Raw genomic sequence first — 26,591 nt, forward strand, 5'->3', positions numbered from 1 at the left:
CTAGAAGTTAGGCCGGGCCGGGACCGGCAAGGCAGCGCCAGTGGTCTTCGCGCCCGCCCGCGAGGGCGCGGTCCGTCGCGCGCCGGCGCTCCGGGGCGCCGGCGCGGGCCCCCGCGCGGGGGCGCTCGCGGTGGGGCTCTCCGCCGGTCCGAGGCGGGCCGCGCCGGCCGAGGGCTGCGGCTCGGCCGTGCGGGCTGGCTCGGGGAGGCTCTCGCGCGCGGGGCTCTGCTGCTCGCTCGATCGTGCGGCGGCGGCCTGCGGCTGGACCTGCGACGCGGCGGGCGGCGCCGCGGGCGCGGGCTCGGCGCCGCCGTCCCGCGCGGTCATGGCGCGCAGGGAGAACAGCGCGGCGCCGAGGATCACGAGCGTCGCCAGCCCCGCCGCCGCGACGACGGCGGCGCGCCGCCGATCCCCGGTCGGGCGAGCGGCGCCCTGGTGGACAGGGTGTACAGCGACCTCCCGGTGGTCCTCGCTGCTCCTCTGCGCCCGCGCCGCCGGCCGCTCGGAGATGCGCCGCTGCTGCGCCCGCACCGCCGGCCGCTCGGAGAGGGGTCGCTGCTCGCCGTCGCTCAGCCAGTGCACGGCGAGCGAGGTCCCGGTCACGTCCTCCACGACGCCGTTCTCGATCGCCCAGCGCGCGAGCGCGACGCCCATCTCGCGCATGGTCCGCCACCTGTTGAAGCGCTCCTTCCCGAGGCCGCGCGCGATGATGGCCCACAGCGCCTCGTCGCCCACGCCGAGCGCGGTGATCGGCGTCGGATCCTTGACGAGGATCGCCGCCACGAGGTCGTGGTAGTTGCCGCCCTGGAACGGCTTCTGGCCGGTGATCGTCTCGTAGAGCACCACGGCGAACGCCCAGACGTCGGTCTGCCCGTCGACGTCGGTGATGCCGCGCGCCTGCTCGGGCGACATGTAATCGGGGCTGCCGAGCACCGTGCCCGCCTTGGTCATCTCGCCGCTCGCCGTCTCGCTCCACACCTTGGCGATGCCGAAATCGACGATCTTCGGGGTGATGTCGCCGCGATCGTTCTTCACGAGGAAGATGTTCTCGGGCTTGAGGTCGCGGTGGACGATCCTCCGGTCGTGCGCCGCGGCGACGGCGCTCGCGATGGGCAGGAGGATGCGGAGCGCCGCCGTGGGCGAGAAGCGCTTCCTGCGCTCGATCGCCTCGACCAGCTGCTCTCCCCGGAGCACCTCCATCACGATGTACGGGTCGCGGTGCTCGGACTCCCCGAAGTCGATCACGCGGACGATCGAGGGGTGATCGATCCGCGCGGCGGCGCGCGCCTCCTGGTGGAGGCGCACCGTCGCCTCGGTCGAGTTGACCTCGCGCCGGATGAACTTGATGGCGACGTCGATGTTGAGGACGTCGTTGTGGGCCAGCCACACCATCCCCATGCCGCCCTCGCCGAGGACGTAGCGCAGGCGGTATTTTCCGCCGATCACGTCGCCCTCGCGGTAGATGCGCCGCGCCGCCTTCCCCGGAGCGGGCGACGGCGCGCTGGCCTCCGGAGGCGGTGTCACGAGGGACGGATCGATCAGCTCCGGGTCGAGCGAGTCCGGAGCGCTGGCGCGCGGGAACGCCGCAGAAGAGGCGAACGAGCGGCTCGCGCTCTCGTGCCGCGGGGTCGAGTCCGTCGACGAGGCGGGCGCGGAGGAGGAGCGCGGCGGCATGGAGCGAACGCAGTCTAACTTTGCTGGCCTCCCACAGCCATGGTCTCGCGCACCCGTACGTCGCTGCCCGCCCGCGCGCCGCTGCCTGCCCGCGCGCCGCCGCGCCGTCGGTGCATGGTCAGCGCGTGATCCATGCATGATCAGCGTACGATTCCGCAGGGATGCGCGCGCTCGCCGCGGCCGCCCACATCGTGCGACGCGGGCCGGGCGGGGCGATGGCCGGACTTGTGCTCCACGAGGATCTTCACCCGCGGGCCGATGCGCACGGTGAGCGGGCCCGCGTGCTCGTGCACGTCGCCGTCGCAGACGTAGTGGACCACGCCCGACCTGGCCTCGAGCACCGCGCGCCGGGCGATCTTCTCGAACGTGTGCGCCTCGCCCATCGGCCGCGCCCGCCAGATGTCGGGCAGCTTCCTGACGAAGCCGAGCGCGGAGGTGTGGATGCCCAGCATGTGGAAGCTCTCCGGGCGCTCGTCATGGCGGTGGAACGGGCGGAACCCGAGGCCGATCTGGTCCACCGTGCCGGCGGCGACGGCGAGGTAGTCGCGGTCCGGGAACGCCGAGCCGTCCTCGAAGTGGACGCGGCCCTGCCAGCGCGCGGCGACCTGGGTGCCCGTGTTGAGGAGCACGGCGGCGCTCGCGCGGGCGAGGACCTTGGCGGCCCAGAGCGCGCTCCGCTCCTCGCTGCGGTTGTACTCGGCGATGAAGCCGTGGACGCAGCCGGTGCCGAAGATGAAGCCGTAGTGGGCGCCGATCTGCATCACGTGGCGCTCGATCCAGCGCAGCGGGTGCCGGCCGCGGTCGGTGTAGCGGGCGATGAGCCCCGCGAGCAGGCCGTCGGGGCGCCCGCGGGGGACGCCCACGGCGTTGGCCACGGTGTTCATCGTCCCGCCGCGCAGGAAGGCGATCGGCGGCAGCGGCTCGTTCTCGTAGACGTCGAGGAAGCCGGTGATGGTGACGTGGTTCGTGCCGTCGCCCCCGGAGATGCCGAGCACGTCGATGGAGAGCTTCCTGAAGTCCTCCGCGATGCGGGCGAGATCCTCGCGGGAGCGCGCGGCGCGGACGACGCCGTGGTCGCCGAGCGCGCGCGCGAGCCGGACCGCGGCGCGGGGATCGCTCAGGTTCTGCCGCGAGCGGGGGTTGATGATGACGCCGATGCCGCCCATCTAGCGCCGGCCTCGCGGCGACTTCCACCGCGGGTTGAGGTGGACCCGCACGACGTCCGCCATCAGGCCGAGGTGGGCGCAGTGATCGGGTTTGTCGTCGCCGGTGTACCCGCGGACGTGGAAGTCGCCACGGTCGAAGCGCCGGATCATGTCGAGGCCGAGCACGTCGGCGCGGGAGGAGCCCCTCGGCTTGCCCCGCAGCTGCCGCACGATGAAGTCCGCCGTCTCCGCCGTCGACGCGTAGCCGGGCGGCAGGATGGAGGAGTGGCTCATGAACATGAACGCCTCGCCCGCCGCGGCGCGCCTCGCGAACGCGATGAACGGCTCGATCTGCGCGACCTTGAGCTTGTGCTGCCGCTCGTCGGCGTACCCGGCGTGGAGCGAGTCGAGCAGCACGAGGGCGTCGACCCGCTTGCCGGCCGGCTGCCGCAGGATCTGCTCGACGGCGCCGTAGCCCGCGCTCCACGATGAGAGGCCGAGCTTGCGGATGTAGGCCTTCTTCTTGCCGGTCTTCTTCGCGACGGCGCGCTCGATGCTGTCGAGCAGGTTCTCGAAGACGTACGGCGCCGAGAACGCGCTCGAGTACGCGCCCGAGCCGATGCCCAGATCGATGCCGACGAGGACCGCGCCCTCGGCGGTCTTGACGAACTCCTTCCGGAGCGCCTCGTGGCCGTGGAAGTGGATGATGACGTCGAAGCCGCCGCGCTTCGTGACCCCGCCCCGGTGGGGCATGATCATCTGCCCGATCGAGGGCGCGCGGGACCACCGGTCGTAGACGCCCCAGCCCGGATCGGGCGTCATGCACGGGTTGATGTCCCCGCGGCGCTTCTTCGGGGGCGTGGGGCGGCTGCTCGTCGCCCCGGGCCTGTCGCGCCGCGCCGCGCTGCGCTCGGCCGGATCGCGCGCTTCCGAGGCCGCGCCGCCGGCGCCGCCGGTGCCGCCCGACAGCGCGCCGGCCCCGGCGGCTCCGTCCGTCGGGGGCGCGCCGTCCTCCGCCGGAGGGCTGTCGGCCTGCGGCGCGGCGGCCGGAGGGCCGTCCACCTGCAGCGAGGCGACGTGCGTCGCGGGCGGAGCGTCGTCGGCCTGCGGCGCGGCGACCTTCGGAGCGGCCGTGTCCTGCGCCGCTGCAGGGGGCGCGGCGAGCCACCAGGTGGCGGCGAGCAGCGAGAGGAGCGCCCATCGCCCGGACGGCCGGCGGGCCTGCAGGGGGTGTCTCATGTCGGGAGCGCCTCCATTCCATGGAACGGCGTGCGGATCGAGCGCTCGGTGCAGGGCCGCCGCCGCGCTGTGTTCGCGGGGACACCCCGCGGGCGTTCTGGGGTCGTGCAGGGGGCAGGCGCGCCCCCTGCGCTGGCCGGCGTCACGCTGCCGGCGTCACCCTGGCGGCGGCTTCCCGTGGGTGAGGGCGGCGCCCGCGTCGGCGGCGGCGAGGATGCGCTCCTCGGCCTGGGAGGCGAGCTTCTCGACCGCCGCGGCGGCGTCGGCGGGGGGCAGCGAGCGGAGGAACTGGACGAACTCGAGCTCGAGGCCGGGCTTCACGCCGCTCAGGACGAGCACGATGGGGATGGCCGGCTTCTCGACCTCGGCGAGCTCCGTGGTGCGGGCGCGCCAGCGGCCCGCGCCGAGGGCGAGGCGGAAGGCCCACTGCGCGCCGAGGCCGATGAGGAGGCCCGCCATGACGCCCGCGACGAACAGGTCGGCGTCCCTCGGGGCGAGGAGGGCGGCGGAGAACCCGCCGATGGCGGCGCCGATCACGAGGCCGGGCTCGCCGCTGTTGTGCGCAGCGGCGGTCTTCAGGATCTCCGCGGCCTGCATGCCCGGGCGCCCGCTGCGGACCGCCTCGCGCAGCGGGAGCAGCGTCGCGAGGCGGCGCATCGAGGCGGCCCGCACGCCCAGGTAGCTGATGAAGAGGGCGCAGACCGTCAGCCCGACGCCGACGCTCACGGCCACGCGCCGCGAGAAGACGCCCTGGGGCAGCGGCTCGCGGACCACCGCGGTGAGCGCGCGATCCCGGTCGCGCTCCGCGTTCGCCTTGAACGCCGCCTCGGCGTCCTTCGTGGCCTGCGCGACCTTGTCGGCCGGGATGTCGGCGACGAGCGAGAGCAGCTGCTTCGCCGCCTCGAACTGCTCGGCCTCCGCGGCGCCCGGCGGCGTGATCGCGGCCGCCTTGGCGATGGCCTCCCAGGCGGGGATGGCGTTCACCCGCGCCCCGAGGAGCGCCTCGGTCGCCTCGCGGCAGCCCGCCAGGGTCTTGACCTGCTTGTAGAGCGGCTGGGCGGAGGCCCACGCGCCCTGCTTGTCCGGCTCCTTGGGCTTCGGCGGCGGCGGCGCGTTGCGGGGCGGGCGCCCCTTCGTGGTCGTCGCCGCCGGCGGCGGCGCGGGGGGCGCCTGGCCCGGGTCGGGCATGCGCGCCGATTTCGCGGCGGCCTTGAACAGGTCGATCTCGACGATCAGCTTCTCGCCGGCGAGGGCGCACGCCCGCGCGGGCGCGACGCGGGCCTCGGACTCCTCGGCCTGGCGCCGCGCGCCCGGGTCGGGGACGAGCCTGCCCTCCACGGTGACGAGCCGGAGGACCGCCACGGCGATGCACAGGACGAGGATGGCCGAGGCGATGAAGGTGGCGCGGACCTCCTCGCGCCGGGTGTACTCGTTCACGCTGGCTCCCTCGGAGAGACCGGAGATGGCCAAGGCGCCGGCCGGGTCGGCGCGAGGTCGGCGCGCGCGAGCGCGGCCGCACGGCCGGAGCGGCACGAAGCGCCACGATCGGCGTCGCCGCCGTGACGGCAAGGGGACACCGAGGGAGCGTGAGCCCGTCGCATGCAGTTCACCGTGTAAACCAGATGCCGGACCGATACCACAGCGTCGCTCGCGATGGAGTGCGCTGCGTCCTCGCCGCCTCACGGCGTCGCGGCCTCACGGCGTCGTGTTTGCTTCCGCGGTCGGGCGTCCTGGAACTTGCTCCGTCCCAGGGCGCATCGTGTAAGGGTGCGGAGAAGGCGTGGAGGCTGCCGTTACATCCCACAAGCCCGTCGAGCCCGCGGTCCCGGCGCGCGCCGCGCTGCCCGAGCCGGGAGCGGAGGCGCCGAGGCGTGACGCCTCCTCGGAGGCGCCCGGTGAGGCGGCGTCGCCCGGCGTGGCGGCGGCGCCCGGCGTGGCGGCGGGAGGGGCGAGCCGGGGCCTGTGGATCTCGTCGACCTACTTTGCCGAGGGCCTGCCCTACGCGATCGCGCACAAGGTGGCGGGGGAGTTCTTCACGGCGGCGGGGGCGAGCCTGGAGATCATCGGGCTGACGTCGCTCTACGGGCTCCCGTGGAACCTCAAGTTCCTCTGGAGCCCGCTGGTCGACCTCCACGGCAGCCCGCGGCGCTGGCTCGTGGCGGTCGAGGTTGCGCTCGCCGCGATCGTCCTCGGGCTCGCTGCGGCGGCGGACAGCGGCGCGATATGGCTCGTGGCGGCGCTGTTCGGGGCGGTCGCGGTCGCCGCGGCGACGCACGACATCGCGGTCGACGGCTTCTACCTGCAGGCGCTCGACAAGGACGCGCAGGCGGCGTTCTCCGGGCTGCGGGTCGGCGCGTACCGGCTCGCGCTGCTCGCGGGCGCGCTGCTCGTCGCGTTCGCGGGCTGGGCGTCCTTCGGCGCGGCGTTCGCCGTCGCGGCGGGCGGGCTCGCGCTGCTCGCGATCGCGCACGCCGCGGGGCTGCCGCGCCCGGCCGCGACGCCCGGCGCCGGCGCCGCGCCCGGAGCGACCGGGCTGCGGCGCTACGTCGAGCCGTTCCGTGTGTACCTGCGGCAGCCGCAGATCGCGTCGAGCCTGGCGTTCATCCTCTGCTACCGGGCGGGGGACGCGCTCATGTTCGCGATGTCGTCGCCGCTGCTGAAGAGCCTCGGCCTCGACACGGCGGCGCGGGGCAACGTGGGCGGGGTCGGGACGGTCGCCTCGATCGCCGGCTCGATCCTCGGCGGGGTGATCATCAAGCGGTGGGGGCTCGCGCGGACCATCTTCCCGATCGCGCTCGTGCAGAGCCTGGCGATCCTGCTGTACGTGGCGCTCGCGTGGGCGCGGCCGTCGCTCCCGTGGGTCGTCGCGCTCGTCACGCTCGAGCAGCTCGCCGCAGGCGTCGGGACGGCGGTGCTCGCGGTGTTCCTGATGCGGCGCTGCGTGGACGGGTACAAGTCGTCGCACTTCGCGATCGGGTCGGCGCTCATGTCCGTCTCCGCGACGTTCGCCGGCAGCGCGAGCGGTTACCTGGCCGCCAGCGCGGGGTTCACGGCGTTCTTCGCGATCGCGTTCGCGGCGTCGATCCCGGGGGTCGTCCTGTCGCGCCTGGTGCCGCGCGACTAGCATTACCGATCCCGATGCAAGAGCCCACGTCCGCCGCCTCCGAGCCGAAGGCGCGCACAGGCCGCGCGCTGAGCCTGGTCTCCCTCGGCCTCCTGGCGCTCCAGGCCGCGCTCGACGCGCCCGCGTTCCCGCGCGCGACGCTCGCCGTCGCCGTGGCCGCGGCCCTGGTGGCGCTGCTCGCGGCCCGCGTGGCGCAGGGGCCGGCGCGCGCCGTCGCGGCGCTCGTGGCGTGCATCGTGGTGGCGATGCGCCTCGGCGTCGTCTGGCAGCTCGCCATGATCCTGGCGCTCGCGGCCTACGGCGGCCTCGCGCGGCTCGCGCCCGCGCTGCGCCCGCCCGAGGGCTGGCGCGCGGCCGGCGGGCTCCCGAAGCGCTGGACGGCGCTCGTCGGCGGCGTCACGCCGGTCGCGCTCGTCGGGTGGCTCGCGCTCGCCCGGCCCGACCTCCGCGACATCACCGGCTCGGAGCTGCTCCAGGTGTCGACGCCGGTGCTCATCGCGGGAGGCGCGGTCTTCGCCGTGCTGAACGCCACGCTGGAGGAGGTGATCTGGCGCGGGGTGCTCCAGCCCAGCCTCGCGGCGGCGTGGGGCGCGCGCGTCGCGGTGGTCCTGCAGGCCGCCTCGTTCGGCGCGCAGCACGCGCACGGCTTCCCGCGGGGGCTGCTGGGCGTCTTCCTGGCGGGCAGCTGGGCCGTGATGCTGGGCCTCTTGCGGCAGCACACCCGCGGGCTCCTCGCGCCCGTGCTCGCGCACATCGTCGCGGACGCGACGATCGCCGCCCTGGTGATCGGCATGCTCCGCTGAGCGCGTCAGGGCCGGAGGCCGAGCAGCTCGAACGCGCCCAGCAGCGCCGAGCGCGCCCGCGACCCCCGGCCGCTCGACGTGCGCCGCGAGGCCGGCAGACCCCAGAGCCGCTCGAAGTGCGCCGCGAATGCGGCGACGAAGGCCGGATCGCGGGTCTCGAGGTCGGTCTCGAGCCACGCGCGCGAGAACGAGTTGGGCGTGAAGTTGGCCTGACCGCCCACGAGCATCGGCCGAGCGCCCAGCCGCGCCGCGGTCTTGAGGTGCATCATCGCCCCGCCGCGCGAGTCGTGCACGCGCAGCGCGAAGCGGTCCGGCCACCGCGCCTCGGCCTCGAGCGCGCGGGTGATCCCGTGGTGGTTGACCAGGTTGCGGATGAGCCACGCCGCCGCGGGCGGCAGCGGGAGCGCGTCGATGGAGTCGATCAGGACGCGCACCCGGGCGCCGCGGGCCGCCGCGCGCTCGAGCGCCTCGAGCATCGGCAGGTCCGAGAGGTACGTTGTCGCGACGAGGAGCTCGTCGCCCGCCTCCGCGCCGTCGAACAGGTCCGTGAGGCGCGCGCGGATCGCCTCATGCTCGACGAGCGCGCACGTCTCGTCGTCCGCGGCGGTGAGCGCGCCGGGCGGCGGAAGGGGGACGCGCAGGCCGCCGGCGTACCCCGGCACCGGCGCGAGCGTGGGCGCCGGGGAGTCGCGCTCCGTCCCGAGATCGTCCGGCCCGCGCCCGGCGCGCGCGGCGCCTGCGACGAGCGCGTGGAGCGCGGCGCGGCCCTCGGCGCCGATCGCCTGCGGAATGGTGAGCGCCTCGCCGATCGCCGCCATCGCGACGCGCCAGAGCCGGCGGGCCACGTCGCCCGTCAGCCAGAACAGGTTCTCGTGCCAGTCGAACGCCGCGTCGATGAAGTTGTGCGACGTGATCGCGCCGGCGCGCCCGCCGTCGATCACCAGGTTCTTCCGGTGATCCTCGACGTTGTGCAGCACCTGCCAGCGGTTCTGGTGCTCGACCCAGTCCTCGATCGGCACGCGCCCGCGCGCGTGGTCGAGGTGGAAGTTCATCCGGGGCAGGAGCCGGCGGCGCCGGTCGAACCGCGCGCCGAACAGGCAGGCGTTCAGCACGAGGACGCCCGCGTCCGCGAGGCGCCTCCGCACCAGCGCGCCGCGGCGGCGCGTCAGGGCGGGGTTCGCGGGCGTGTTGCTGTCCAGGATCACGACGACGGTCACCTCGGGCCGGGCGCGCTTCTTGGCGATGAGCCAGTCGGCGACCGTGTCGGCGTAGGGGAACGCGCCCGGGCGCGGCAGCAGCGTTGTCTGGTCGCCGTTCGCCGCGAAGAGGTACATCTGCAGGACGACGCTCCGCTCGGCGGCCTCGATGAGGTCGCGGCACGCGGAGAGGATGCCGTGGCTGTCGCCGATGTACGCGAGCCCGGAGCTCACGCGGCATCCGCGCGCAGCGCGCGCCGCAGCGCCCAGCAGAGCGGCCGCGCTCCCGCGAGCTCGCGGCCCTCCAGCTTGCGCGTGAAGCTCTCGGTGCCCCAGCGATCGGACTGCGTCGGGGCGCGCGCGCCGAGCCGCCGCCGCTGCGCGGCGTCGAGGCCCAGCTCGCTGCCGGCCGAGGCCACCAGGCGGCGCCAGGCGTCGCCGACAACGCCGTCGACGTACACGAGGAAGGGCAGCGCGAGGGCCGTCTGGATCGCGGCGAGCCAGCGCGGACAGCGCTCGTTCAGGTGCAGGAGCACGCGCTCGTCGATGGCGACGTGCGGCGCCTCCTCGCGCGCGTGCAGGGCCATGATCTCGGCGACGAGCGCCGCGCTCTGGTCGGGCCGGGCCTCGATCGCCCGCGGCACGAAGAGCGTGATCTCCTCGAAGTACCACGCGAGCAGGAAGAACGTGCCCGCCGGGGCGAGGCGCAGCGCCGCGTCGTCGCCCCGGCCCCAGCGCAGGAAGCGCGGCGGGGCCGCGTCGGTCGGGTAGAGATCCGGCCGGAGCCTGTGCAAAAGCCGGCGGAACATCTCCGCGTGCGTGCGCTCCTCGGCGACGAAGCGGGCGACGACGGGCGCGGACAGGTACGGCGCGCGGTGGGCCGACCGATCGAGGTACCGGATGACGTAGCCCTCGAAGTGGATGAACAGCTCGCACGTGAAGCACGCGAACAGCCGGTTGATCGCGACGCGCTGGCGCTCGGTGAGCCCGAGGCCCGCGACGTCCATGTAGTGCGCCTCGGGGATCACCAGCGCCTCGGGCGGGATCGGCCGCGTCCAGTCGATGCGGTCCCAGCGCCGGCGCACGGCCGCGTGGAGCCGGTCCTCCCTCGCGGCGGCCTCTCCGTCGTGAGGCGGCGTGCGAGGGCTGCCTTCGTGGCCGGAGAGCGCGGGATCGGCGGAGAGCTGGAGGCTCACGATGGGACCGTCCTCTCGATCGACGCGACCGCGCGCTCGTCTGTGGCCGCGGGCGCTGGGCCGGCCGCGGGCGGCGACCACGTGGGCAGCTCGCACAGCCCGCCGCCGAGGAAGAGGTGGTGCCACAGCTGCGTGGTGACCACGGCGGAGTAGCTCCCGTCGGCGACGATCCGCCGCGGGGCGAGCGCGGGCAGGAGCCGCTGGAAGCGCTGCTCGCGCGCGACCTTCGCGGGCGAGAAGTAGCCCGTCTTGCGCAGCGACTCGGGGCTCACGAGCTGCGCGATCCAGCGGGGCTGGGGCCCGAGCGCGCAGAGCGCGTGGGCCTTGAACATCCCCTTGGGCGGGTCGGCGACGTCGCGCGGGAGCGCCCGCCGCGCCACCTCGCGGAGGAGCCACTTCTCCCGCAGCCCGCGGAGCTTGTACGCCGGCGAGAGGCCGCTTGCGAGGTCGACGAAGGCCTCGTCGAGGAAGGGGTAGCGGTGCTCCACGCCCGAGCGCATCGCCGCGCGGTCGCCCTTGCCCACCAGGAGGTGTCCGGCCAGCATCAGCTTGTACTCCACGTAGAGCGACCGATTCAGCGGATCCCAGCGGCGCATCCGCGCTGGCGCGATGTCGAGCTCGGAGAACGGGTCGTGGCCCGCGACGCGCTCGGCCATCGTATCCGAATAGAACAGCCAGCGCGCGCGGGAGAGCGGCTCGTACAGGTCGAGCAGGCTCGGGCGAACGTCGCCGAAGTGGTCCTGGAACGTGGGCGCGGGTGTGCCGGGCGCCGCGAGCTCGGCCAGCGTGCCGCGGATCGCGCGCGGCAAGGCTGCGTGGACGCGGGCGAGGCGCTCCATGGCGCGGTGGGTCTTGTGCCAGACGTAGCCGCCCATCGCCTCGTCCGCGCCCTCGCCCGTGAGCACGACCTTGAACCCCCGGCGCGCGGCGCGCTCGGCTAGCAGGAGCACGCACCCGTCGGCCGTGTCCATCACGGGGCCCTCGGCGGCCTCCACAACGCGCGGGAGGGCCTCGAGGATCTCCGTCGGCGAGGGCACCAGGGTCTCGAGCCGCGCCCCCAGGCGCGCCGCGCTGCGGGTCGCGCGGCGGCGCTCGTCGGGCCCGGCGCCGTCGAAGCCGACGGTGAACGACGCGATGGGGGCGTCGCCGCGGGCTTCCCGGGCGAGGCCGAGCACCAGCGTCGAGTCGAGCCCGCCGCTCAGGTACGTCGCCACCGGGCCGTCGGAGACGAGGCGGCGCTGCACGGCGTCGCGCAGGCAGGCGCGCGTCTCCTCGATCAGCGCGTCGAGCGAGGCGACGCGCCGCTCCTCGCCCTGGGCCGGGAAATCCAGGTCCCAGTAGCGCCGCTGCTCCACCGCGCCGCCCTGCGCGCGGAGGTAGTGCCCGGGCCAGATCGAGCGCACGCCGCGGAAGCACGTCCGCTGCGTGCCCGCGGCGAACAGCGAGAAGACGTGGTCGATGCCCGCCGGATCGGCCTCGGGGCGCACGAGCCCGCTCGCCAGGATCGCCTTGATCTCCGAGGCCCAGAGGAGCCAGCCGTCCGCCACCGCGTAGTGGAGCGGGCAGATCCCGATCCTGTCGCGGCCGAGCAGCAGCGTGCGCGCCTCGCGATCCCAGAGCGCCACGGCGAACTGCCCGCGCGCGCGGGAGAACGCGCCCTCGCCCGCGTCGAGGTAGAGCCCGGGCCACAGCTCGGTGTCGCACCGCGTGCGCAGCGTGTGCCCGCGCGCCGCGAGCTCGCCGCGCAGCTCGGCGTGGTTGAACAGCTCGCCGTTGTACGAGGCCCACACGCGGCCGCCCGCGTCGGCCATCGGCTGGCGGCCGCCCGCGACGTCGACGATGGCGAGGCGCCGCGTGGCCATGGCGATCCCTGGCGCCGAAAAAGAGGCGCCGTCGTCCGGGCCGCGGTGCCGCACGCTCGCCGCCATGCGGTCGAGGCGCGCGGGATCGAACGTGCGTCGCCCGGCGAGGTCCAGCGCTCCGACGATGCCGCACATGATCGAGCGTTACCTCCCCGTGTCCCCGAGCAGGTGCCGCCGGAGCCAGCGCCAGCCGAGCCGTGGGCCGAGGCGCACCGCGACGGCGCGCACGAGCGGCCGGCTCGCGCGCGCGTACGCGGCGTATCCGCGCCAGATCCGCAGCGTTGCGCGCTCGATCGCGAGCGCGTCGCCGGGCGCCGCGCAGGCGTCCATGAGCCGGGTGATGGCCTCGATCGACCACGCTGTGTGCCCCGACGCGGCGTTGTCGATCGTGTTGTGCAGGTCGAAGAAGTACGGGTCGATCCGGTGGCGCCGCAGGAGCGCGGCGGCCATGGCGTACCCGCGGCCGATGCCGGCCATCTCGATCGCCAGGTTGAGGCCGAGCAGCTCGGGCAAGAGCTCCGTGGACCTTTGCGCGAACGCGAGCCAGAGCACGGGCATCGAGAACGCCTGCGGGAGGAGATCGCCCCGCTCCACGAACGCGCGCGCGTCGCACGGCGGCAGCGTCACGCCCTGCTCCGCGAGCGCCCTGCGCAGCACGTTGCCGTGGTGCTGGGCGGGCACGCCCGCGCCGAGCTCGTCGCGGTAGATCCGGAGCAGGAGCGCCGCGACCGGCGTGTGGAGCGCGCCGGGGGCCGTCATGCCCTGGAGCCAGGCGCCGTCGATCACGGCCGCCGGCGCGAGCTGGGTGAGCAGCCAGACGGCCTCGTCGCGCGTGATCTCGCGCGCGATGCCCGCGCCGCCCGTGGGCTGCGTGTGCTCGCGCGCGGGGTGTGGGGCCGCATGCGGTCCCGCCGTGGAGTGCGCATGGGCGTGCCCTTCCTCGAAGATCTGCTCGCGCAGCCGCGCGTCGACCCAGCGCGAGAGCCCCGCGGCGGACCAGGGCCAGCGCCCATCCGCGGCGAGCCGGGCGGGAGACACCTCGCCGTGCACCTCGCGGAGCATCGCTTCGACGTGCGCCCGCGCGAGCGCGCCCGCCTCGCGGTCCACGTCCCCGGGCCCGCGGGCGCAGAGCAGCCGGTGGTACAGCTCCGGCAGGGGGAGCCCTGCGCGCGCCTGCGCGCGAGGGGTGGATCCTCCTCGGCGATTCACGTCCATCGAGGCCCCGTCGTGATCGACGCGCGGCGAGCCCTCATGCTCCTCCGCGCTGCGGATCGCGCGGGCGGAGGCCGGAGGCTCCGGCGCCTCGATCAGCGCGCGGATCCAGGCGCGCATCACGTCGACCTCGGCGTCGGTGAAGACGCCGAACATCGGCCCGCCGAACTGCACGGAGCGCGTGACCAGCGGGCTCTCGTCGGGCCTCCCCGGCACGATCCATGGCGAGCGCGCGAGGCGCAGGAGGACGCGGCGCGCGTCGAGCCGCGCCGGATCGAGCGCGTCGTCGAGCGCCTGTCCGTCGAGCCGGACGCGGCCGTGAAATCCGAACGCGTGGCGCGCCTTCGCCTCGACGAGCGCCAGCATCGCCTCCCACGCGGACGGCGCGGCGGCGGGCCGGAGCGACGCGAGCCACGCGCGCCGCGCGGCCCAGAGCGACCAGGCGCCGCGCCACACGCGCGACCAGTCCGGCGCCCCGCCCGCGGCGTGCGCCTCGAGGCACCGCCGCGCGAGATCGCGGGCCCGGCGTGCCGTCGCCGCGCCCTCCGCGTGCTCGGCGAAGTACAGGCCGTCGCAGCGCGCGCGCGAAGCGGCCCGGCGCACCGCGGTGGACAGGCCCAGCACCGTGGCCGCCGCGTGGTGGCCCAGCGCCTCGGGCAGCCTCGCGTCCCCGCGCTGCGCGGCGCGGAGCCCCGGGATCGCGAGCGCGAAATCCGCGTCGGCGAGGCAGACGGAGCGCTCGAACCCGGGGCTCCCTAGATCCGGCAGTGCGAGCCCCGCGGCGGCCAGCGCGGCGCCGTACAGGGCGCCGTGGTGCCGCGCGGGGTCGCCCTCGCCGCACTCGAGGTAGAACGCGTCGAGGCAAGCCGCGCCGAGCGCGCCGTCGGCGTGGCGCACGCGCACCGCCGCGGCGAGCCAGCACCCGTCGAGCAGGGCGGTCGGCGCATAGCCGAGCAGGACCCGCGCCGGCTCGGCGTCATCGGAGCTGGAGGCGCCGCATCGCTCGTCCTCGTCGCGGAGCGCGGTCAGGGCCGCAAAGAACGCCTCGATGCCGTCGGGGGCTCCGGCTTCCGGCGCGGGCTCGTCCGCGAGATCCTCCGGGGCCGGCTCGCCGGCCCGCAGCCTGCGGTAGATCGCGCGCGGCGACGCGCCCGAGGCGCGCGACCCAGGGCTCGCCGCGCGGTCTGATGCGAGGGTATGAAGGGCGTTCATACGACCGGACGACGCAGGCTGCCGGCGTCTACCCGCATCCGAACGACGTTATGCGGGCGCGCGACCGGCGTCCACACAGGGCACGGATCTCACACGAGCCGCTGCACGAGCCCCGCGAGCCCCAGCGCCACCAGCGCCCAGCCGAGGCCGCGCACAAGGTGCCCGTGCCATGCGCCGAGCCGCTCGCGGTAGCGCGCCAGCAATCGCCCGAGCGTCGCGAACCAGCTCACCACGCCCGCGGCGGCGCCCACCGCGAGCGCGACCGCGTGGGCCGGCGCGACGGCGGGCGCGAGGGCAGGGTACGCGCGGAGCACGGCGCACGAGGCGATCCACGACGCCAGGAACGACGGATTGAAGGCGACGAGGACGAACCCGGTAAGGAGCGCCGATGTCGCGCGCCCGGAGGAGGGCGCCTCGGCGGCGCGTCGAGGCGCGAGCGCCAGGGCGAGGCCCATCGCCATGACGAGCGCGGCGCCGCCCGTTCGCAGGGCGCGATCGATCGCGGGGTGCGCCTCGAGGACCCACCCGAGCCCGCGCGCCGCGGCGAGCGCCCAGAGCCCCTCCGCGAGGGCTCCTCCGATGGCGAGCAGCAAGACGCGCCGGGGCTGCCCCGCGAGCGCGGCGGCCACGAGCAGGACGGCCAGCGGCCCCGCCGCCGGGATCGTGCCGAGATAACCGAGCAGGAACCCCACGACGAGCGCGAGCGCCATGGTTCATCATTACCAGCGTGCGCTTCATCGGCGTGCGCTTCGTGCTTTCACTTGAGCGCGGATCCATGCCCTTGAGATGATTTGGCCTCCGCTGGCGTAGCCAGGAGGGGTATGGCCGGCGGCGCTGGGTCGGGGTTCATTCACACGACAAGGAGACCAGTCGAATGTCGGTCATCATGTTCGATCGCTACGTCGCGGGCCCGGGGATGGCGGCGGCCTGCGAGGAGGCGAAGGCGGGCGGCCCGGCCCGTGGACCGCGGGGGGCGCAGGCGGCGAGACTGCCACCGTCATGAGCGAGAGGTCGGCCCCCAATCCTTTCCAGCCCCCGCAGGCGAACCTCGACATTGGGCCGGCGCGGGCGCACGGATCCGCTGCCAAGGCGCTGCTCTTCGGCGTGCTCGCGGACCTCGGGCTCACGATGGTGCTCGGGACTGCGTTCTTGATCGTCTACGCGGTGTTCGTAGCGTCCATGGGCGCGACCGACGGCGGTCTCGCGAAGGTACTCACGTCGCCCTCGGAGGGCGTCACGAACACCCTCATGGTGCTCGGCACCTTCGGTTCCGCGCTCGGTGGCTACGTCTGCGCCCGCACCGCGCGGCGCATGGAGTACCGGCTGGCGTGGGTGCTCATCGCGCTCTCGCTCGTGCTGGGATGGGTGGTCGTGGGCGACGAGACCTCCGTGACGCGGGCGCTCGTCTCGACTGTCCTCACGATCGGCGGCACCCTGTTCGGCGCCTGGGCCGGCGCGCGGCAGAATCGGCGCCCGGGGTAGACTCTCCTCGCAGTTGCAACCCCGCCGTCGCCCTATCGCAGCGCCAGCGTGAACGCGAGCCCGAGGCTCACGCGCAGATCATGGACGGCCTGCATGTCGAGGGCGGGCGGCAGCAGCCGGTACTCGCCCTCGAGCACCGCGGCGATGGGTTGATCGTCGATCGCGGCCAGGATCCTCTCGACGTGCGCGGCCGAGCGCACGAGGACGCGCCAGCGCTCTTCGCTCGTCCAGTGCGGGACGACGTCGCCTCGACCATCGAAGACCGTCAGCCCGTCGCCGCTCTGGAGCCGCAGCCGCAGCGAGCCCGCGGTCATGGGCGCGATCCGGTGGACGACCCTTGGCTCACCGAGCGTGCGGCGCGCGGGCGCGGCCCGGGGAGAGGGGGACTCGGCGTAAGCGTCGATGTCGTAACGGACCCCGAGCCCGATCTCGAAGCTGCGGCCCGGCTCGCCCGTGCGCCATGGATCGAGGATCGCCGTGGCGCGCGCCACGCCGACCCGGATCAGCGGCGCCGGCGATCCCTCGCCCTCGCGCCGCGGGATCGAGGGGATGCTCACCCGTCCCACCTCGGCTTCCACGCCGATGTCGAAGGGGAAGGGGACCGCGATCGGCGGCGACATCGGCAAGACCACCCGCGGCGATTCGTCGTGCCGCAAGAACGACGCGCCATAAAGCGCCGCGTCGAGCGCGGGCACGCCGTCGAGCGCCTGCCCGGCCGGAGACACCCGGCCGGCGAGGACGCGGTGATCCGCCTGCCAGATCACGCGGCCACGCCCGGAGCCCGTCACGCTGCGCGCGCGGTAGGAAAGGCCCGCGTCGATCTCGGGCTCGATCGCGATCGCCCCGCCCGCGCCCCGGTGCAGCGCGGACGCGACGCCGAGCCACACCCGGCTCGCCGGGTCGAAGCGCACGCGGAAGCGCCGGCCCTCCTCGGAAACGGCGGTATCGCCGCCGCCCGCGCGCTCGCTCTCCTCGCGCGCCGGCTCGGCGCGGCCGGCGCTCTCCTCGCGCGCCGGCTCGGCGCGGGCGGCGCTCTCCCCGCGCGCCGGCTCGGCGCGGGCGGCGCGCGGGGAGAGCGCCGCGGCCGCCGCCATGACGAGCAGCGCGGCGAGGCGCCGGGCCGTCACGGGTCCTCGAAGGCGGGCATCGGCTCGAACACCCGTGGGGGAGCCCAGAACGACACCCGCAGGCCCGCGGCGGCCTTGACCTCCACGTCGCGAATGTCGCTGTCGAGGTCGTTGCGGCTCACCCCCATCGCGGCGAGCCGCAGCGAGATGGGCTGATCGTTGATCGCGAGGAGGATCCCCTCGTAGGCGATGGTGGCCTCGAGTCGGTTCATCGCCTCTCCCCTCCCGCTCCCGGCCGCGATGTTCGGGCGCCGGTAGGTGAACGCTGTCGAGAGCGCGTGGAGGCCGCCCTCGCCGAGGCTGAAGCGCGTTTTGAGGGCGCTCGTCGGACCGATGTACAGAGCGCCGGTGTCCAGGCCGTCGTCGATCTCCGATCGACGCTCCCAGTACTCTCCCAGATCGGCGCCCGCCTCGAGCCGGATGTGGCTGTACATGTCGTTCGACTGCCACGGATGCCACGCGAGGTGGACCTCGGCGAACTCCACGTCGAGCGTGTCGCGGCGCGCGGGGGGGCGGTCGTTCACCGACACCACCCGGAAGCCCCAGCCCATCCGCGGCGAGATCGGGTGAAGCCGCGGCTTGCCCACGAAGGTGCTGAGCCAGTGGGCCGGCCGCCGGTGCACGTGCTGGTAATCGTAGCTGAAGAGGACCCCGGAGAGCTCGAGATCGTCGAACGTGGCTGTCCCCTCGAGGATGCGCATGTCATGGCGCGCGCGGTAGCGCGTCGAGAGCACGCTCACGTGGATGCCGGCCTCGGCCCTCCCGCGGCCCAGGGGGAAGCTCGCGGGCACGGGGAGCCCGTTGTTTCCATGGAACGTGGGCAGCCAGGACGCGCCCAGGTAAAGCCGGTTCAGGAGATCGAATTTGACCTGAAATGCTTTGCCCTCGGCCGAGCGCGCGTAGCCAGGCGGCGCCTCGGGGATCGCGGCGACGAGGCGGGCGCCGCGCGCGGTCAGGGCCTGGTAGGCCGAGACGTCTTCAACCACGTTGCACGGCTGCACCTTGTCGAGCGCGCCGCTGTCGTGGGCCAGGTGATCGGGCGCGACGAGGCAGCGCTCGCCGTCCGGGCCTGGCTCGCATTGAACGCGCACCGCGCCGCCGTTCGGCGACTTGATGCAGCGAACCGGCTTGTCCCAGGAGAGCTGCGGCGGCTCGCCGGGGCGAGCAGGCGCGGACCAGAGCATCGCCGCCGATAAGGAGGCGAGCAACGCGTGAATCCAAGGCAGACGTCGTCTCAAAGCACCCTCACGAGGCAAAGGAGCTCCACGGCGGCAAAGCTGTCCACGCTGTATGCGAGCGCTTCACCAGGCGCTTTGCTGGCGCCGGCGGCGACAAAGCACGCGTCGTGCCCTGCCACACGGTGTCGGAGCGCGCGCCGCGTGTCCGAAAATTCCGAGAATTTAGAATGTTCCGACTTCTTCGCGGGGGCGAGGTGCGAAGCGGTCAGCGCGGCGGCCGCTGCTTGGGGAGCAATGCATTACCCAGGCGCGCAGGGTTCTTCACAGCAGGCTGCGGGCGGTTCGTCATTGTGCGTGTTCGCGTCGGCTGCGGTTCGGCTGACGGCGCTGGGGGGCGCGGCAGCAGCGCGTGGGTGCCGCGCGCCGCGGCCCCGCAGGGCGAGGCAACGGCGACGGCCGCGACCCCGCGCGAGGCGTGGCTGCTCTCGTGTCCGGAACGCGTGTACGCTCTCCCCGTGAAGCTCCCTCAGCCCAAGCTCCGCGCGCTCATCGGGGAGGCGCTCCGCAGCGACGCGGATCTCGATGCTTTCTGCAGCGATCACTTCCCCGACGTGTACCGTCGCTTCTCGGACGGGATGCAGCGCGTCCGCAAGGTCACCCTCTTGCTCGACCACGCTGATCCCGAGCGCCTTGCGCAGCTCCTCCAGGACCCGGGCGCCGGGGGTGACGCCTCGCCGGCGCCCGGGCGGGCGCTCCCGTCCGCCGGCGGGGGCATCAAGGTGCTCTTCCTGGCGGCCAACCCGCGGAGCACGACCCAGCTCGGGCTCGGCCGCGAGATCCGTCAGATCGAGGACAGGATTCGCTCGGCGTCGCACCGCGACGCGGTGACGTTCGCCTCCCGGTGGGCTGTTCGACCCGACGATCTCCAGCTGGCGCTCCTCGAGGAGCGGCCGCATGTCCTCCATTTCAGCGGGCACGGGACCCATGACGAGAAGATCGTCCTCGAGGACAGCGAGGGCGGGATTGCCTTCGTCGACAAGGGCGCGCTCTCGGACCTCATCGGCATCCTCGGCGACAACCTTCAGATGGTGGTGCTCAACGCCTGCTACTCCGAGCCGCTGGCCGAGGCGCTCACGCAGCACGTCGCGTGCGCGGTCGGCATGCACGAGCCGATCGGCGATCTCGCTGCGACCGAGTTCGCGGCGTCGTTCTACCGGGCCCTCGGGTTCGGTCGGACCGTCGACGAGGCGTTCCGCCTCGGATGCAGTGCGCTGCGGCTGCACCAGATCCCGGAGGATCGGATACCGCGGCTCAAGGTGAAGGCCGGCGTCGACGCGGCGTCGCTTCGCCTCGTCGAGCAGGCGTGACCATGCGTGGTGCGCTGGCACTCGTGGCGATCTTGCTCCTCGGGTGCGGCGGCGCGGCGTCACGGCCGCCGGCCGGCGTCGCAGCGGCGCTGCATCCGACGGCCGTCATCGGCTGGGCCGTGGGTTCCGAGCACCGCGGCGAAGAGCCGCCGCTCGGGTACCGTCACCTGCTAGCGCTGCCCTCGAAGCCCCCTGCGGGCAAGGCGCTCGGGGCGGCCAGGCCCGTGCTTCCAGGGTGCTTCGAGGCGATGGCGTTCCTCCCTGCACCTGGGGGAGATCCGCGGTTCTTCTTCCTGCGAGCCGGCGTCGTGCACGTCAGCCGCACGACGGGCGAGATGCCCGCGCGGCTCGCAGGGAACGATCCGGTGCTCGGCATCACGCGCCTGCTCGCGTTCGACAGGCAGGCTTCACCCCTCGGGCTCCTCGTCGCCGCCAGGCCCGATGGCGCACAGGACGAGCAGCTCTGGCTCTTGGTGATCGGCGATGGCGCGATCCTGTCGGCGAGCCCGTTCACCGACGAGCGGTACCTGTCGAGCCAGGAGGCGTTCTTCGAGCGCTACAGCGCGCCTCGCTGCCTGGACGGCGGGCGGAAGTGCCTCGTCCCGAGCTGGGACGGCACGGCGTCGTTCCTGGACGTCGAGCCCGTTCGCGGGAAATCGCCGGTGGTGTTCCAGGATTTCAGCGGGGTGCCGATCGCTGACGCCGCATGGGCGCCGGACGGGCAGACCTACTATGTGCTCGTGCCCTGCCCCGTGAAGGGGGATTAGCGGACCGCCCAATCCGCGCTTCAGACATCCTGCCCGGATTTCTGACCCGCGGTACTAGCGCGGCAGCAGGCGCGCGCGCTCTGCAGCGTCGAACGCCTTGAGCAAAGCGTTTCGCGCCGAGGAGCGCGTGAGCACATCGTAAAGGCAGTCGGCGCTCGGCGGGCCGGGGCATGCCAGCGCGCGCAGGAGCGCGTCCGTCGATGCGCCGAGCACAGCCTCGTTGGCCCCGCGCTGCTCGTGGAGCCGGAGCAGCGCGTCCTTCGCCGACGCCCTCTCGAGCGCGTCGCCCGCCGTGATCCAGCGGAGCAGCGCCACCGTGGCCTCGCAGCTCCGAGGCCCGCCGGCGTCGCAGTCCACCTCGGACAGCACCTTTGCTGCCTCCTGCGGCTGGCCGTTCTGAAGCCACATCGCCGCCAGGTTGAGGCCGTAGAGCGGATCCTGGAACAGGTGCCACGCCTTCTCGTAGTCGGCGAGCGCGTCGCTCCATCGCTTGCCCTGCTCTCTCCAGTACCCTCGCCGCGCCAGCGCCCGAGCGCGCATTCGCGCGGGGCACTCGCTCTTCGGGTCGATCGGCAGCGCTTCGAGCCGCGCGATCTCCGGGTCGACCTTTCCGGGCCCGGCGGACGAGGCGACACACGCGGCCGCCTCGGAGACGTGGGCGAGCACGCAGGCATCGGCGCCCTCCGCGAGCTCGCGGAGCGCGGTCGCTGCCTCGTGGAACGCGTGCTCCTTGCAATCGAGATGCGCCAGGAGGAGCTTCGCCACGGTCCGGAACCGCGCTGCGCCCTGATCCCGCAGCTCCGCGAGGATGGACCGAGCGCGCCGCGTGTCCGCGAGATGCAGCTCGGCGTCGATGTAGCGGGCGAGCGCGCAGTCCTCGTCCGAGACCGTCGTCCCGCTGGCGCATCTCAGGTCGAGCGAGCGGATCTGCGCTGACTCGCAGGAGGGCACGGCGAGCAGCGCGAGGAGCGCGATCCGGTCGAGCGGGGCCGCTGGGTCCACGGGGCACGCGATGTTGCTGGCGACCAGGTCTCCCCGCGGTGCCGCGAGGTGTGCGAGGGCGCTCATCACGATCCCGGCCCGCTTCCTGTCGGCCTCGGCGGCGATATCGAGCTCGATCCGCCGTCCGAGCAGCGGCTCCTTTGCGAGGCGGCCCAGCGGGGTGACCTTCGCTACCCCTTTCTCGTCGATCTCGGCCATCAGGAGTGCGCCGGCGCTCCTCGCCGCGCGGTCGAGCGGGGCCGCTTTTGCGGTCGTCACGTCCGGCGGCGGAGCGACGCATCGCACAGCGCACGCGTCGGGGAGCTTCCGGAGCTCGCGGCAGAGCGCGTCGCCGGCGGGGGTCGCCATCCAGGGGCCGCCGAGGACGATGCCGCATTCCTGCGGGGCGAAGGGCTCTATCGCGCGGTGGGTGGCGGCCCACTCCCTCCAGGCCTCGAGGACACCGCGGCGAGCGATCGTGGAGCGGGCGTCGGGGGCCGCGGAGAGCCTCCATGCGGCGAGCGCGATGGCGACGAGGCCGAGCAAGCCGGCGGCGAGGCGCCGCGGCCGCGTCTGGACCGACGACAGCGGCGCGATCGTCGCCGGCGACCACGTGAGGAGGTGCTCGTGCTGCTTCATGGCCGCCCCGTGCGCCTCGCAGAGGGAAGCGAGGACGGCGGCCCGCGGGGCGTGCTGGAGGAGCAGGGTGATCTTGCGGCCGCGCTCCATGCCGTCGCTGAAGCGGCGGTACACGTCGGCGTGGTGGTCGTGGCAGAACGCATCGAGATCCGCGTCGCCCTTCAGGACCGCGTCGATCACCTTCCGGAGCGAGCCGCTCGTGGGGACACGAATGCGGGCAGGGGCGCCGGGCGCCATCGCCACGCCGGTGTTCGACGGATCGCTGGCCTGGACCGGTTCGAAGGGCTCCTTGGGGTTGTCCCCTCCCGCGGGCGTTGCCTGCTGGCTCATCGGCTCTCCGGATCCAGGATGGCCTCTTCGTCGGCGCTCCAGATGCTGTATCACGGGCGTCTCCGCACCGACCAGGATCAAGGCACGACAGGCGCGACGCTTGCGGGTGCGGTGGCAGGGCCTGATCGGGTGGGGCGCAGGGTGAGACGAAGGCGTCGCTCGCGGTGCGCTCCGCGCCGCGGTCGGCGTCGCGCGAGGGCGCAGGCGGCGAGGAGGGCCGCAGCAGCGCCGGAGCCGGCAGGAGCTTGCGCCGCGAGATCGCAGCTGCAGCCGGGGGGCGGTCTGACACTGGCGAAGGAGGGGTCGACCTTCTTGCCGTCGAGGGCCGCGTCGCTGCCGGAGGCGATGAAGCTCGCCCAGAAGAAGGGGTGTGCCCGATCCGGATTCGCCAGCATCGCGAGCTGGGCCTGGCGCAGGGCCTCGCCTCGACCGCCGCCGGCGAGCAGCCGGTCGTAGTAGGCCTGCATCAGCTCGCGGGTCGCGTCGTCCCTGACCTTCCAGAGGCTCATGACCTGGGTCTCGGCTCCTGCCATCACGAGCGCGCGCCGCAGCCCGTAGACGCCGTCGCCGCTCCTGGCGTCGCCGACGCCGGTCTCGCACGCGGCCAGGACGACGAGCTTGGTGCCGTTCAGATCGAGCTGCGAGGCTTCGAGCGCGGTGAGAATGCCGTCGTCGTTGTCGTTGCCAGTGCTCCGCCGGTTGGCGCCCGCGAACGCCAGGCCCGAGCGGAGCAGCGGGTTCTCGATGTGCGGGAGCGCGCTCCCCCAGGCGTTCAGGCCGCGTGAGCCGACGTCCAGGAGAACCGGTTGAGGCGGGGCGTGAGGCTCCTTCTGGTTCTGCTGGAAGAAGCCATGGGTCACGATGTGGAGCAGCCGCGGGCCGCGCAGCGCCTTGACCGCGCGCTCGGTCGCGTCCGCGCCGAGCAGCACCTGCGCGCCCGGGAGTTGCCGGCCGAGGGCGCGACCCTCTTCGGCGGCGGAGGCGAGCGGTGGGAACCACATCGCGACGTTTGTATCGGACGGTGGATCTCCCGTATTGCGCGGGGGTGATGTCGCGGCCGGACGATCGTAGTTCGGGGCGGCGAAGACGAAGGCGCCCTGGCGGGCTGGTGCCGTTGCACGGAGGCGCACGAGGTCGCGCCCGCTGGGCAGGTAGGTGAACGCGTAGCGCTCGACGAGATAGCGGCCGTTCTCGTCGAGGAGCGCGCCGAAGGGCACCAGGTTGAGGGCGCCATCGGGGCTGAGCAGGACCTGGCGCATCGGGCCGAGGATGCGGCGGATCGGCTGCATGACCAGCGCGTCGAGGGCGCGCGCGGCCGGCCTTGGATCGGTCGCGGCGCGGGCGAGCGCTTTGCGGAGAGCGCCGACGGCGTCCTCGATGGGAGCGGCCTCGCCGAGGTCGGCCCAGGCGATGTCGCCGTTCTGCTGCAGGACGTACGCAATGTAGCGGGCCTTGCCCCACAGGGTATTGGCCGCCAGCGTTCCGCTCGGGTTGAACGGCTCGTACCGGAAGAGCTCGACGAGCGCTGCCCCATCGGGCACGGTGGCCTGGACCTGCACCAGGCTGACCGGCGAGAGCTCGGCCTTCAACTCCGGGCTGCGGCGCCCGATCTCTGCTTCCAGCGTCTGCCGCGCGGCATCGAGGCGCGCCATGTTCGCTCGGTACTGCGCAAGCTGGCCCTTGGCGTAGTCCTCGGGCGATTGTCCCGGTCGTTGCGCCTCCGGCCCACGCCAGGTCAGCGTGCTCAGCTCGGCGCTCACGCGGCTCAGCTTGTCGAGCAGCGAGCGATCCTCGGTGCCGGCGCGACGGCGCAGCGCCGCGAGGCCGTGAGTCATCGCGTCGAGCACGCGCCCTTTGCGGCGGAGGATCGTGGTCAGGGCGAGGCGCCTCGCCGCCTCGTCGGCCGGTGCAAACTGAACATGCGAGGAAACGGCGACGTACGTGGTCGCTCGCAGGGTTGCCATGTAGGCACGCTTCTGCTCATCGCCTCCGGTGTTCAGCAGGATGGCAGCGTTGCGATCTTGGATGCTCGCGGCCTGCTCGATCATCCGAAGCGCTCCAGGAACATCGCCGAGCGCCTGGCGCAACACCGCAAGATTGTACAGCGATGCTGCCACATCGGGATGCTCGCTGCCGAGCGCCTTCTCTGTGATTCCGAGGGCTCGGTGGAAGAGCGGCTCCGCTCTCGCGTAGTCTCCTTTTGTGTGGTACAGCGCGGCGATGTTATTGAGCGATGTTGCCACATCGGGATGCTCGCTGCCGAGCGCCTTCTCTGTGATTCCGAGGGCTCGGTGGAAGAGCGGCTCCGCTCTCGCGTAGTCTCCTTTTGTGTGGTACAGCGCGGCGATGTTATTGAGCGATGTTGCCACATCGGGATGCTCGCTGCCGAGCGCCTTCTCTGTGATTCCGAGGGCTCGGTGGTAGAGCGGCTCCGCTCTCGTGTAGTCTCCTGTTGTGTGGTACAGCAAGGCGAGGTTGTTGAACGATGTTGCCACATAGGGATGCTCGCTCCCGAGCGCCTTCTCTCGGATTCCGAGGGCTCGGTGGTGGAGCGGCTCCGCTCTCGCGTAGTCTCCTTTTTCAGCGTACAGCAAGGCGAGTGTGTCGAGCGATGTTGCCACACCGGGATGCTCGCTGCCGAGCGCCTTCTCTCGGATTCCGAGGGCTCGGTGGTAGAGCGGCTCCGCTCTCGCGTAGTCTCCTTTTGTGTCGTATAGCACGGCGAGGCGGCTGAGCGACGCTGCCACATCGGGATGCTCGCTGCCGAGCGCCTTCTCTGTGATTCCGAGGGCTCGGTGGTAGAGCGGCTCCGCTCTCGCGTAGTCTCCTTTGGTGTGGTACAGCGCGGCGATGTTATTGAGCGATGTTGCCACATCGGGATGCTCGCTGCCGAGCGCCTTCTCTCGGATTCCGAGGGCTCGGTGGTAGAGCGGCTCCGCTCTCGCGTAGTCTCCTTTTGCAGCGTACCGCACGGCAAGATTGTTGAGCGATGTTGCCACATCGGGATGCTCGCTGCCGAGCGCCTTCTCTGTGATTCCGAGGGCTCGGTGGAAGAGCGGCTCCGCTCTCGCGTAGTCTCCTTTTGTCTTGTGCAGCGCGGCGAGGTTATTGAGCACCGTCGCCACATCTGGATGGTCTCTGCCCAGCGCCTTCTCTAGGATTGTGAGCGCGCGTTCCGCCAGCGGGATCGCCGCATCGAAGCGCCCCTGGCCGTAGAGGGCCACGACGTCACGGTTGAGCAGCTCAGCCTCCTCCAGCGCATCCGCCGATGGCGTGGCACCCTGCGCCTGCCCCCCGCGCGGCACGGCGAGCAGCGCCGCCAGCACCACGATGCCCGTGGCGGCCCACCAGCGCACGCGCCGCTGCCCCCGTGCCGCCCTCGCCCGCGGTTCGCGTGTCCCGCCTCCCGCGCCGTATGGCCGCCGGCCGCTCTCGCGCACCGCCGATGCTCCCGGGTCAACTCGCATTCGCCATTCCTCCGCGCGAGGATTCCTCGACACTGCTCCAGGACGATCAGGACGCTATCCCCACGTGCCAGCGCATTGCAAGGCGCGCGCCGGGGCACGCCGGGACGCAGCGAGCGCCCTGCTCGCCCCACCCCGCATCCGACCGTCGCCACCCCGCTTCCTGACACGCCAGGCGAAGCGGCTGACACGTCAGCCGGCCGGCCGGCGCCCTCCGGTCGTCCACGCCCCCGCGCCTCTCGCCTCGCGCCCATGGCCTGCCGCGGCGAGCGCACCGATTGCTGCGCCGGACTTCTCACGCCCCGGATCGACCTTTAGGCGCGAATCCACGCTGAAGGCGGAGCTGGTCGAGCACGAGCGCTACCCGACACGAGCGGCCGCCATCGCCGCCGTCGGAGGCTACATCGACGACTTCGACGATCTGAAACGACGGCATTCACGGCTCGCCTACATGAGCCCGATCCAGCTCGAATTGAGGACCTACGTGGCCGCGCTCGCCGCATCGTGAGGCTGTCCGCGGAAGCGGGGCAGGAAGGACCGAGGATCCCCTCGGGCTGAATGGCTCGCGCATTCGAACTCTCGCGGCGATGACG

General features: G+C 73.4%; 19 protein-coding genes. 6 read left to right on the forward strand and 13 right to left on the reverse strand.

Annotation, left to right across the window (positions count from 1 at the left end; translation table 11 throughout):
• The 4 genes from WMF44_RS11185 to WMF44_RS11200 all read right to left on the reverse strand — a co-directional run bounded on the left by WMF44_RS11185 (position 1) and on the right by WMF44_RS11200 (position 5,495).
• On the reverse strand, positions 1-1,674 hold the full coding sequence (locus tag WMF44_RS11185) for a serine/threonine-protein kinase (protein ID WP_437299109.1): 1,674 nt from the start codon (positions 1,672-1,674) through the stop codon (positions 1-3).
• A gap of 140 nt (positions 1,675-1,814) precedes the next feature.
• Entirely contained in the window at positions 1,815-2,840 is a 1,026-nt protein-coding gene (locus WMF44_RS11190; protein WP_437299110.1) for a diacylglycerol/lipid kinase family protein, read from the reverse strand.
• Positions 2,841-4,058, reverse strand: coding sequence for a hypothetical protein (locus tag WMF44_RS11195; RefSeq protein WP_437299111.1), 1,218 nt, complete (start codon positions 4,056-4,058; stop codon positions 2,841-2,843).
• Positions 4,059-4,214: 156 nt separating this feature from the next.
• The gene (locus tag WMF44_RS11200) at positions 4,215-5,495 is read right to left on the reverse strand and encodes a hypothetical protein (protein ID WP_437299112.1); all 1,281 of its coding nucleotides are present in this window, start codon (positions 5,493-5,495) and stop codon (positions 4,215-4,217) included.
• A gap of 343 nt (positions 5,496-5,838) precedes the next feature.
• On the opposite strand from WMF44_RS11200, the gene WMF44_RS11205 reads away from it, so the two are divergent.
• Together WMF44_RS11205 and WMF44_RS11210 are read left to right on the forward strand one after the other, a co-directional pair.
• Complete coding sequence (locus WMF44_RS11205) at positions 5,839-7,182, forward strand: MFS transporter (RefSeq protein ID WP_437299113.1); 1,344 nt, start codon at positions 5,839-5,841, stop codon at positions 7,180-7,182.
• A 14-nt stretch (positions 7,183-7,196) separates the two neighbouring features.
• Positions 7,197-7,985 carry a CPBP family glutamic-type intramembrane protease gene (locus tag WMF44_RS11210; RefSeq protein WP_437299114.1) on the forward strand — a complete coding sequence of 263 codons (789 nt, stop codon included), beginning with the start codon at positions 7,197-7,199 and terminating at the stop codon, positions 7,983-7,985.
• 5 nt (positions 7,986-7,990) lie between these two features.
• On the opposite strand, the gene WMF44_RS11215 is transcribed toward WMF44_RS11210, so the two are convergent.
• From WMF44_RS11215 to WMF44_RS11235, 5 genes are all read right to left on the reverse strand, one after another.
• Positions 7,991-9,415 carry a phospholipase D-like domain-containing protein gene (locus WMF44_RS11215; protein ID WP_437299115.1) on the reverse strand — a complete coding sequence of 475 codons (1,425 nt, stop codon included), beginning with the start codon at positions 9,413-9,415 and terminating at the stop codon, positions 7,991-7,993.
• The gene (locus WMF44_RS11220; protein WP_437299116.1) at positions 9,412-10,377 is read right to left on the reverse strand and encodes a diiron oxygenase; all 966 of its coding nucleotides are present in this window, start codon (positions 10,375-10,377) and stop codon (positions 9,412-9,414) included. Before WMF44_RS11220 ends, WMF44_RS11215 begins: the two co-directional genes overlap by 4 nt.
• The gene (gene asnB, locus WMF44_RS11225; protein WP_437299117.1) at positions 10,374-12,374 is read right to left on the reverse strand and encodes an asparagine synthase (glutamine-hydrolyzing); all 2,001 of its coding nucleotides are present in this window, start codon (positions 12,372-12,374) and stop codon (positions 10,374-10,376) included. Before asnB ends, WMF44_RS11220 begins: the two co-directional genes overlap by 4 nt.
• Positions 12,375-12,383: 9 nt before the next feature.
• Positions 12,384-14,663 carry an iron-containing redox enzyme family protein gene (locus WMF44_RS11230; RefSeq protein WP_437299118.1) on the reverse strand — a complete coding sequence of 760 codons (2,280 nt, stop codon included), beginning with the start codon at positions 14,661-14,663 and terminating at the stop codon, positions 12,384-12,386.
• Between the two features lie 89 nt (positions 14,664-14,752).
• The gene (locus tag WMF44_RS11235) at positions 14,753-15,373 is read right to left on the reverse strand and encodes a LysE family transporter (RefSeq protein WP_437299119.1); all 621 of its coding nucleotides are present in this window, start codon (positions 15,371-15,373) and stop codon (positions 14,753-14,755) included.
• A 289-nt stretch (positions 15,374-15,662) separates the two neighbouring features.
• Here WMF44_RS11235 and WMF44_RS11240 point away from each other — a divergent pair, with 289 nt between their 5' ends.
• Positions 15,663-16,145, forward strand: coding sequence for a hypothetical protein (locus WMF44_RS11240; RefSeq protein ID WP_437299120.1), 483 nt, complete (start codon positions 15,663-15,665; stop codon positions 16,143-16,145).
• Positions 16,146-16,177: 32 nt separating this feature from the next.
• On the opposite strand, the gene WMF44_RS11245 is transcribed toward WMF44_RS11240, so the two are convergent.
• Together WMF44_RS11245 and WMF44_RS11250 are read right to left on the reverse strand one after the other, a co-directional pair.
• Positions 16,178-17,272 (reverse strand): hypothetical protein, encoded by a 1,095-nt coding sequence (locus WMF44_RS11245; RefSeq protein ID WP_437299121.1) that lies wholly within the window; start codon positions 17,270-17,272, stop codon positions 16,178-16,180.
• Positions 17,269-18,480: a hypothetical protein gene (locus tag WMF44_RS11250; RefSeq protein ID WP_437299122.1), complete on the reverse strand. Its 1,212-nt coding sequence runs from the start codon at positions 18,478-18,480 to the stop codon at positions 17,269-17,271. Before WMF44_RS11250 ends, WMF44_RS11245 begins: the two co-directional genes overlap by 4 nt.
• A gap of 485 nt (positions 18,481-18,965) precedes the next feature.
• On the opposite strand from WMF44_RS11250, the gene WMF44_RS11255 reads away from it, so the two are divergent.
• On the forward strand, positions 18,966-19,817 hold the full coding sequence (locus WMF44_RS11255; protein ID WP_437299123.1) for a CHAT domain-containing protein: 852 nt from the start codon (positions 18,966-18,968) through the stop codon (positions 19,815-19,817).
• Between the two features lie 2 nt (positions 19,818-19,819).
• Entirely contained in the window at positions 19,820-20,584 is a 765-nt protein-coding gene (locus WMF44_RS11260; RefSeq protein ID WP_437299124.1) for a hypothetical protein, read from the forward strand.
• A gap of 54 nt (positions 20,585-20,638) precedes the next feature.
• Here WMF44_RS11260 and WMF44_RS11265 read toward each other — a convergent pair whose 3' ends face one another.
• Both WMF44_RS11265 and WMF44_RS11270 read right to left on the reverse strand, forming a co-directional pair.
• Positions 20,639-22,534, reverse strand: coding sequence for a hypothetical protein (locus WMF44_RS11265; protein ID WP_437299125.1), 1,896 nt, complete (start codon positions 22,532-22,534; stop codon positions 20,639-20,641).
• Between the two features lie 77 nt (positions 22,535-22,611).
• Entirely contained in the window at positions 22,612-25,890 is a 3,279-nt protein-coding gene (locus tag WMF44_RS11270; protein ID WP_437299126.1) for a tetratricopeptide repeat protein, read from the reverse strand.
• Between WMF44_RS11270 and WMF44_RS11275 the strand changes: the two genes are divergently transcribed.
• The gene (locus WMF44_RS11275) at positions 25,865-26,506 is read left to right on the forward strand and encodes an IS3 family transposase (RefSeq protein WP_437299127.1); all 642 of its coding nucleotides are present in this window, start codon (positions 25,865-25,867) and stop codon (positions 26,504-26,506) included. The two genes, WMF44_RS11270 and WMF44_RS11275, sit on opposite strands and share 26 nt — an antisense overlap.
• The last annotated feature ends 85 nt before the right edge of the window (positions 26,507-26,591 follow it).

This window comes from Sorangium sp. So ce426 (genome assembly GCF_051475585.1).
Lineage (GTDB): Bacteria > Myxococcota_A > Polyangia > Polyangiales > Polyangiaceae > Sorangium > Sorangium cellulosum_B.

Bases quoted from the DNA above. Each gene is read 5' to 3' on its own strand.
- WMF44_RS11235 (WP_437299119.1), bottom strand. From the start codon at position 15,373: ATGGCGCTCGCGCTCGTCGTGGGGTTCCTGCTCGGTTATCTCGGCACG.
- WMF44_RS11190 (WP_437299110.1), bottom strand. From the start codon at position 2,840: ATGGGCGGCATCGGCGTCATCATCAACCCCCGCTCGCGGCAGAACCTG.
- WMF44_RS11210 (WP_437299114.1), top strand. From the start codon at position 7,197: ATGCAAGAGCCCACGTCCGCCGCCTCCGAGCCGAAGGCGCGCACAGGC.
- WMF44_RS11195 (WP_437299111.1), bottom strand. From the start codon at position 4,058: ATGAGACACCCCCTGCAGGCCCGCCGGCCGTCCGGGCGATGGGCGCTC.
- WMF44_RS11265 (WP_437299125.1), bottom strand. From the start codon at position 22,534: ATGAGCCAGCAGGCAACGCCCGCGGGAGGGGACAACCCCAAGGAGCCC.
- WMF44_RS11275 (WP_437299127.1), top strand. From the start codon at position 25,865: ATGCCCGTGGCGGCCCACCAGCGCACGCGCCGCTGCCCCCGTGCCGCC.
- asnB (WP_437299117.1), bottom strand. From the start codon at position 12,374: ATGTGCGGCATCGTCGGAGCGCTGGACCTCGCCGGGCGACGCACGTTC.
- WMF44_RS11240 (WP_437299120.1), top strand. From the start codon at position 15,663: ATGAGCGAGAGGTCGGCCCCCAATCCTTTCCAGCCCCCGCAGGCGAAC.
- WMF44_RS11185 (WP_437299109.1), bottom strand. From the start codon at position 1,674: ATGCCGCCGCGCTCCTCCTCCGCGCCCGCCTCGTCGACGGACTCGACC.
- WMF44_RS11230 (WP_437299118.1), bottom strand. From the start codon at position 14,663: ATGAACGCCCTTCATACCCTCGCATCAGACCGCGCGGCGAGCCCTGGG.
- WMF44_RS11260 (WP_437299124.1), top strand. From the start codon at position 19,820: ATGCGTGGTGCGCTGGCACTCGTGGCGATCTTGCTCCTCGGGTGCGGC.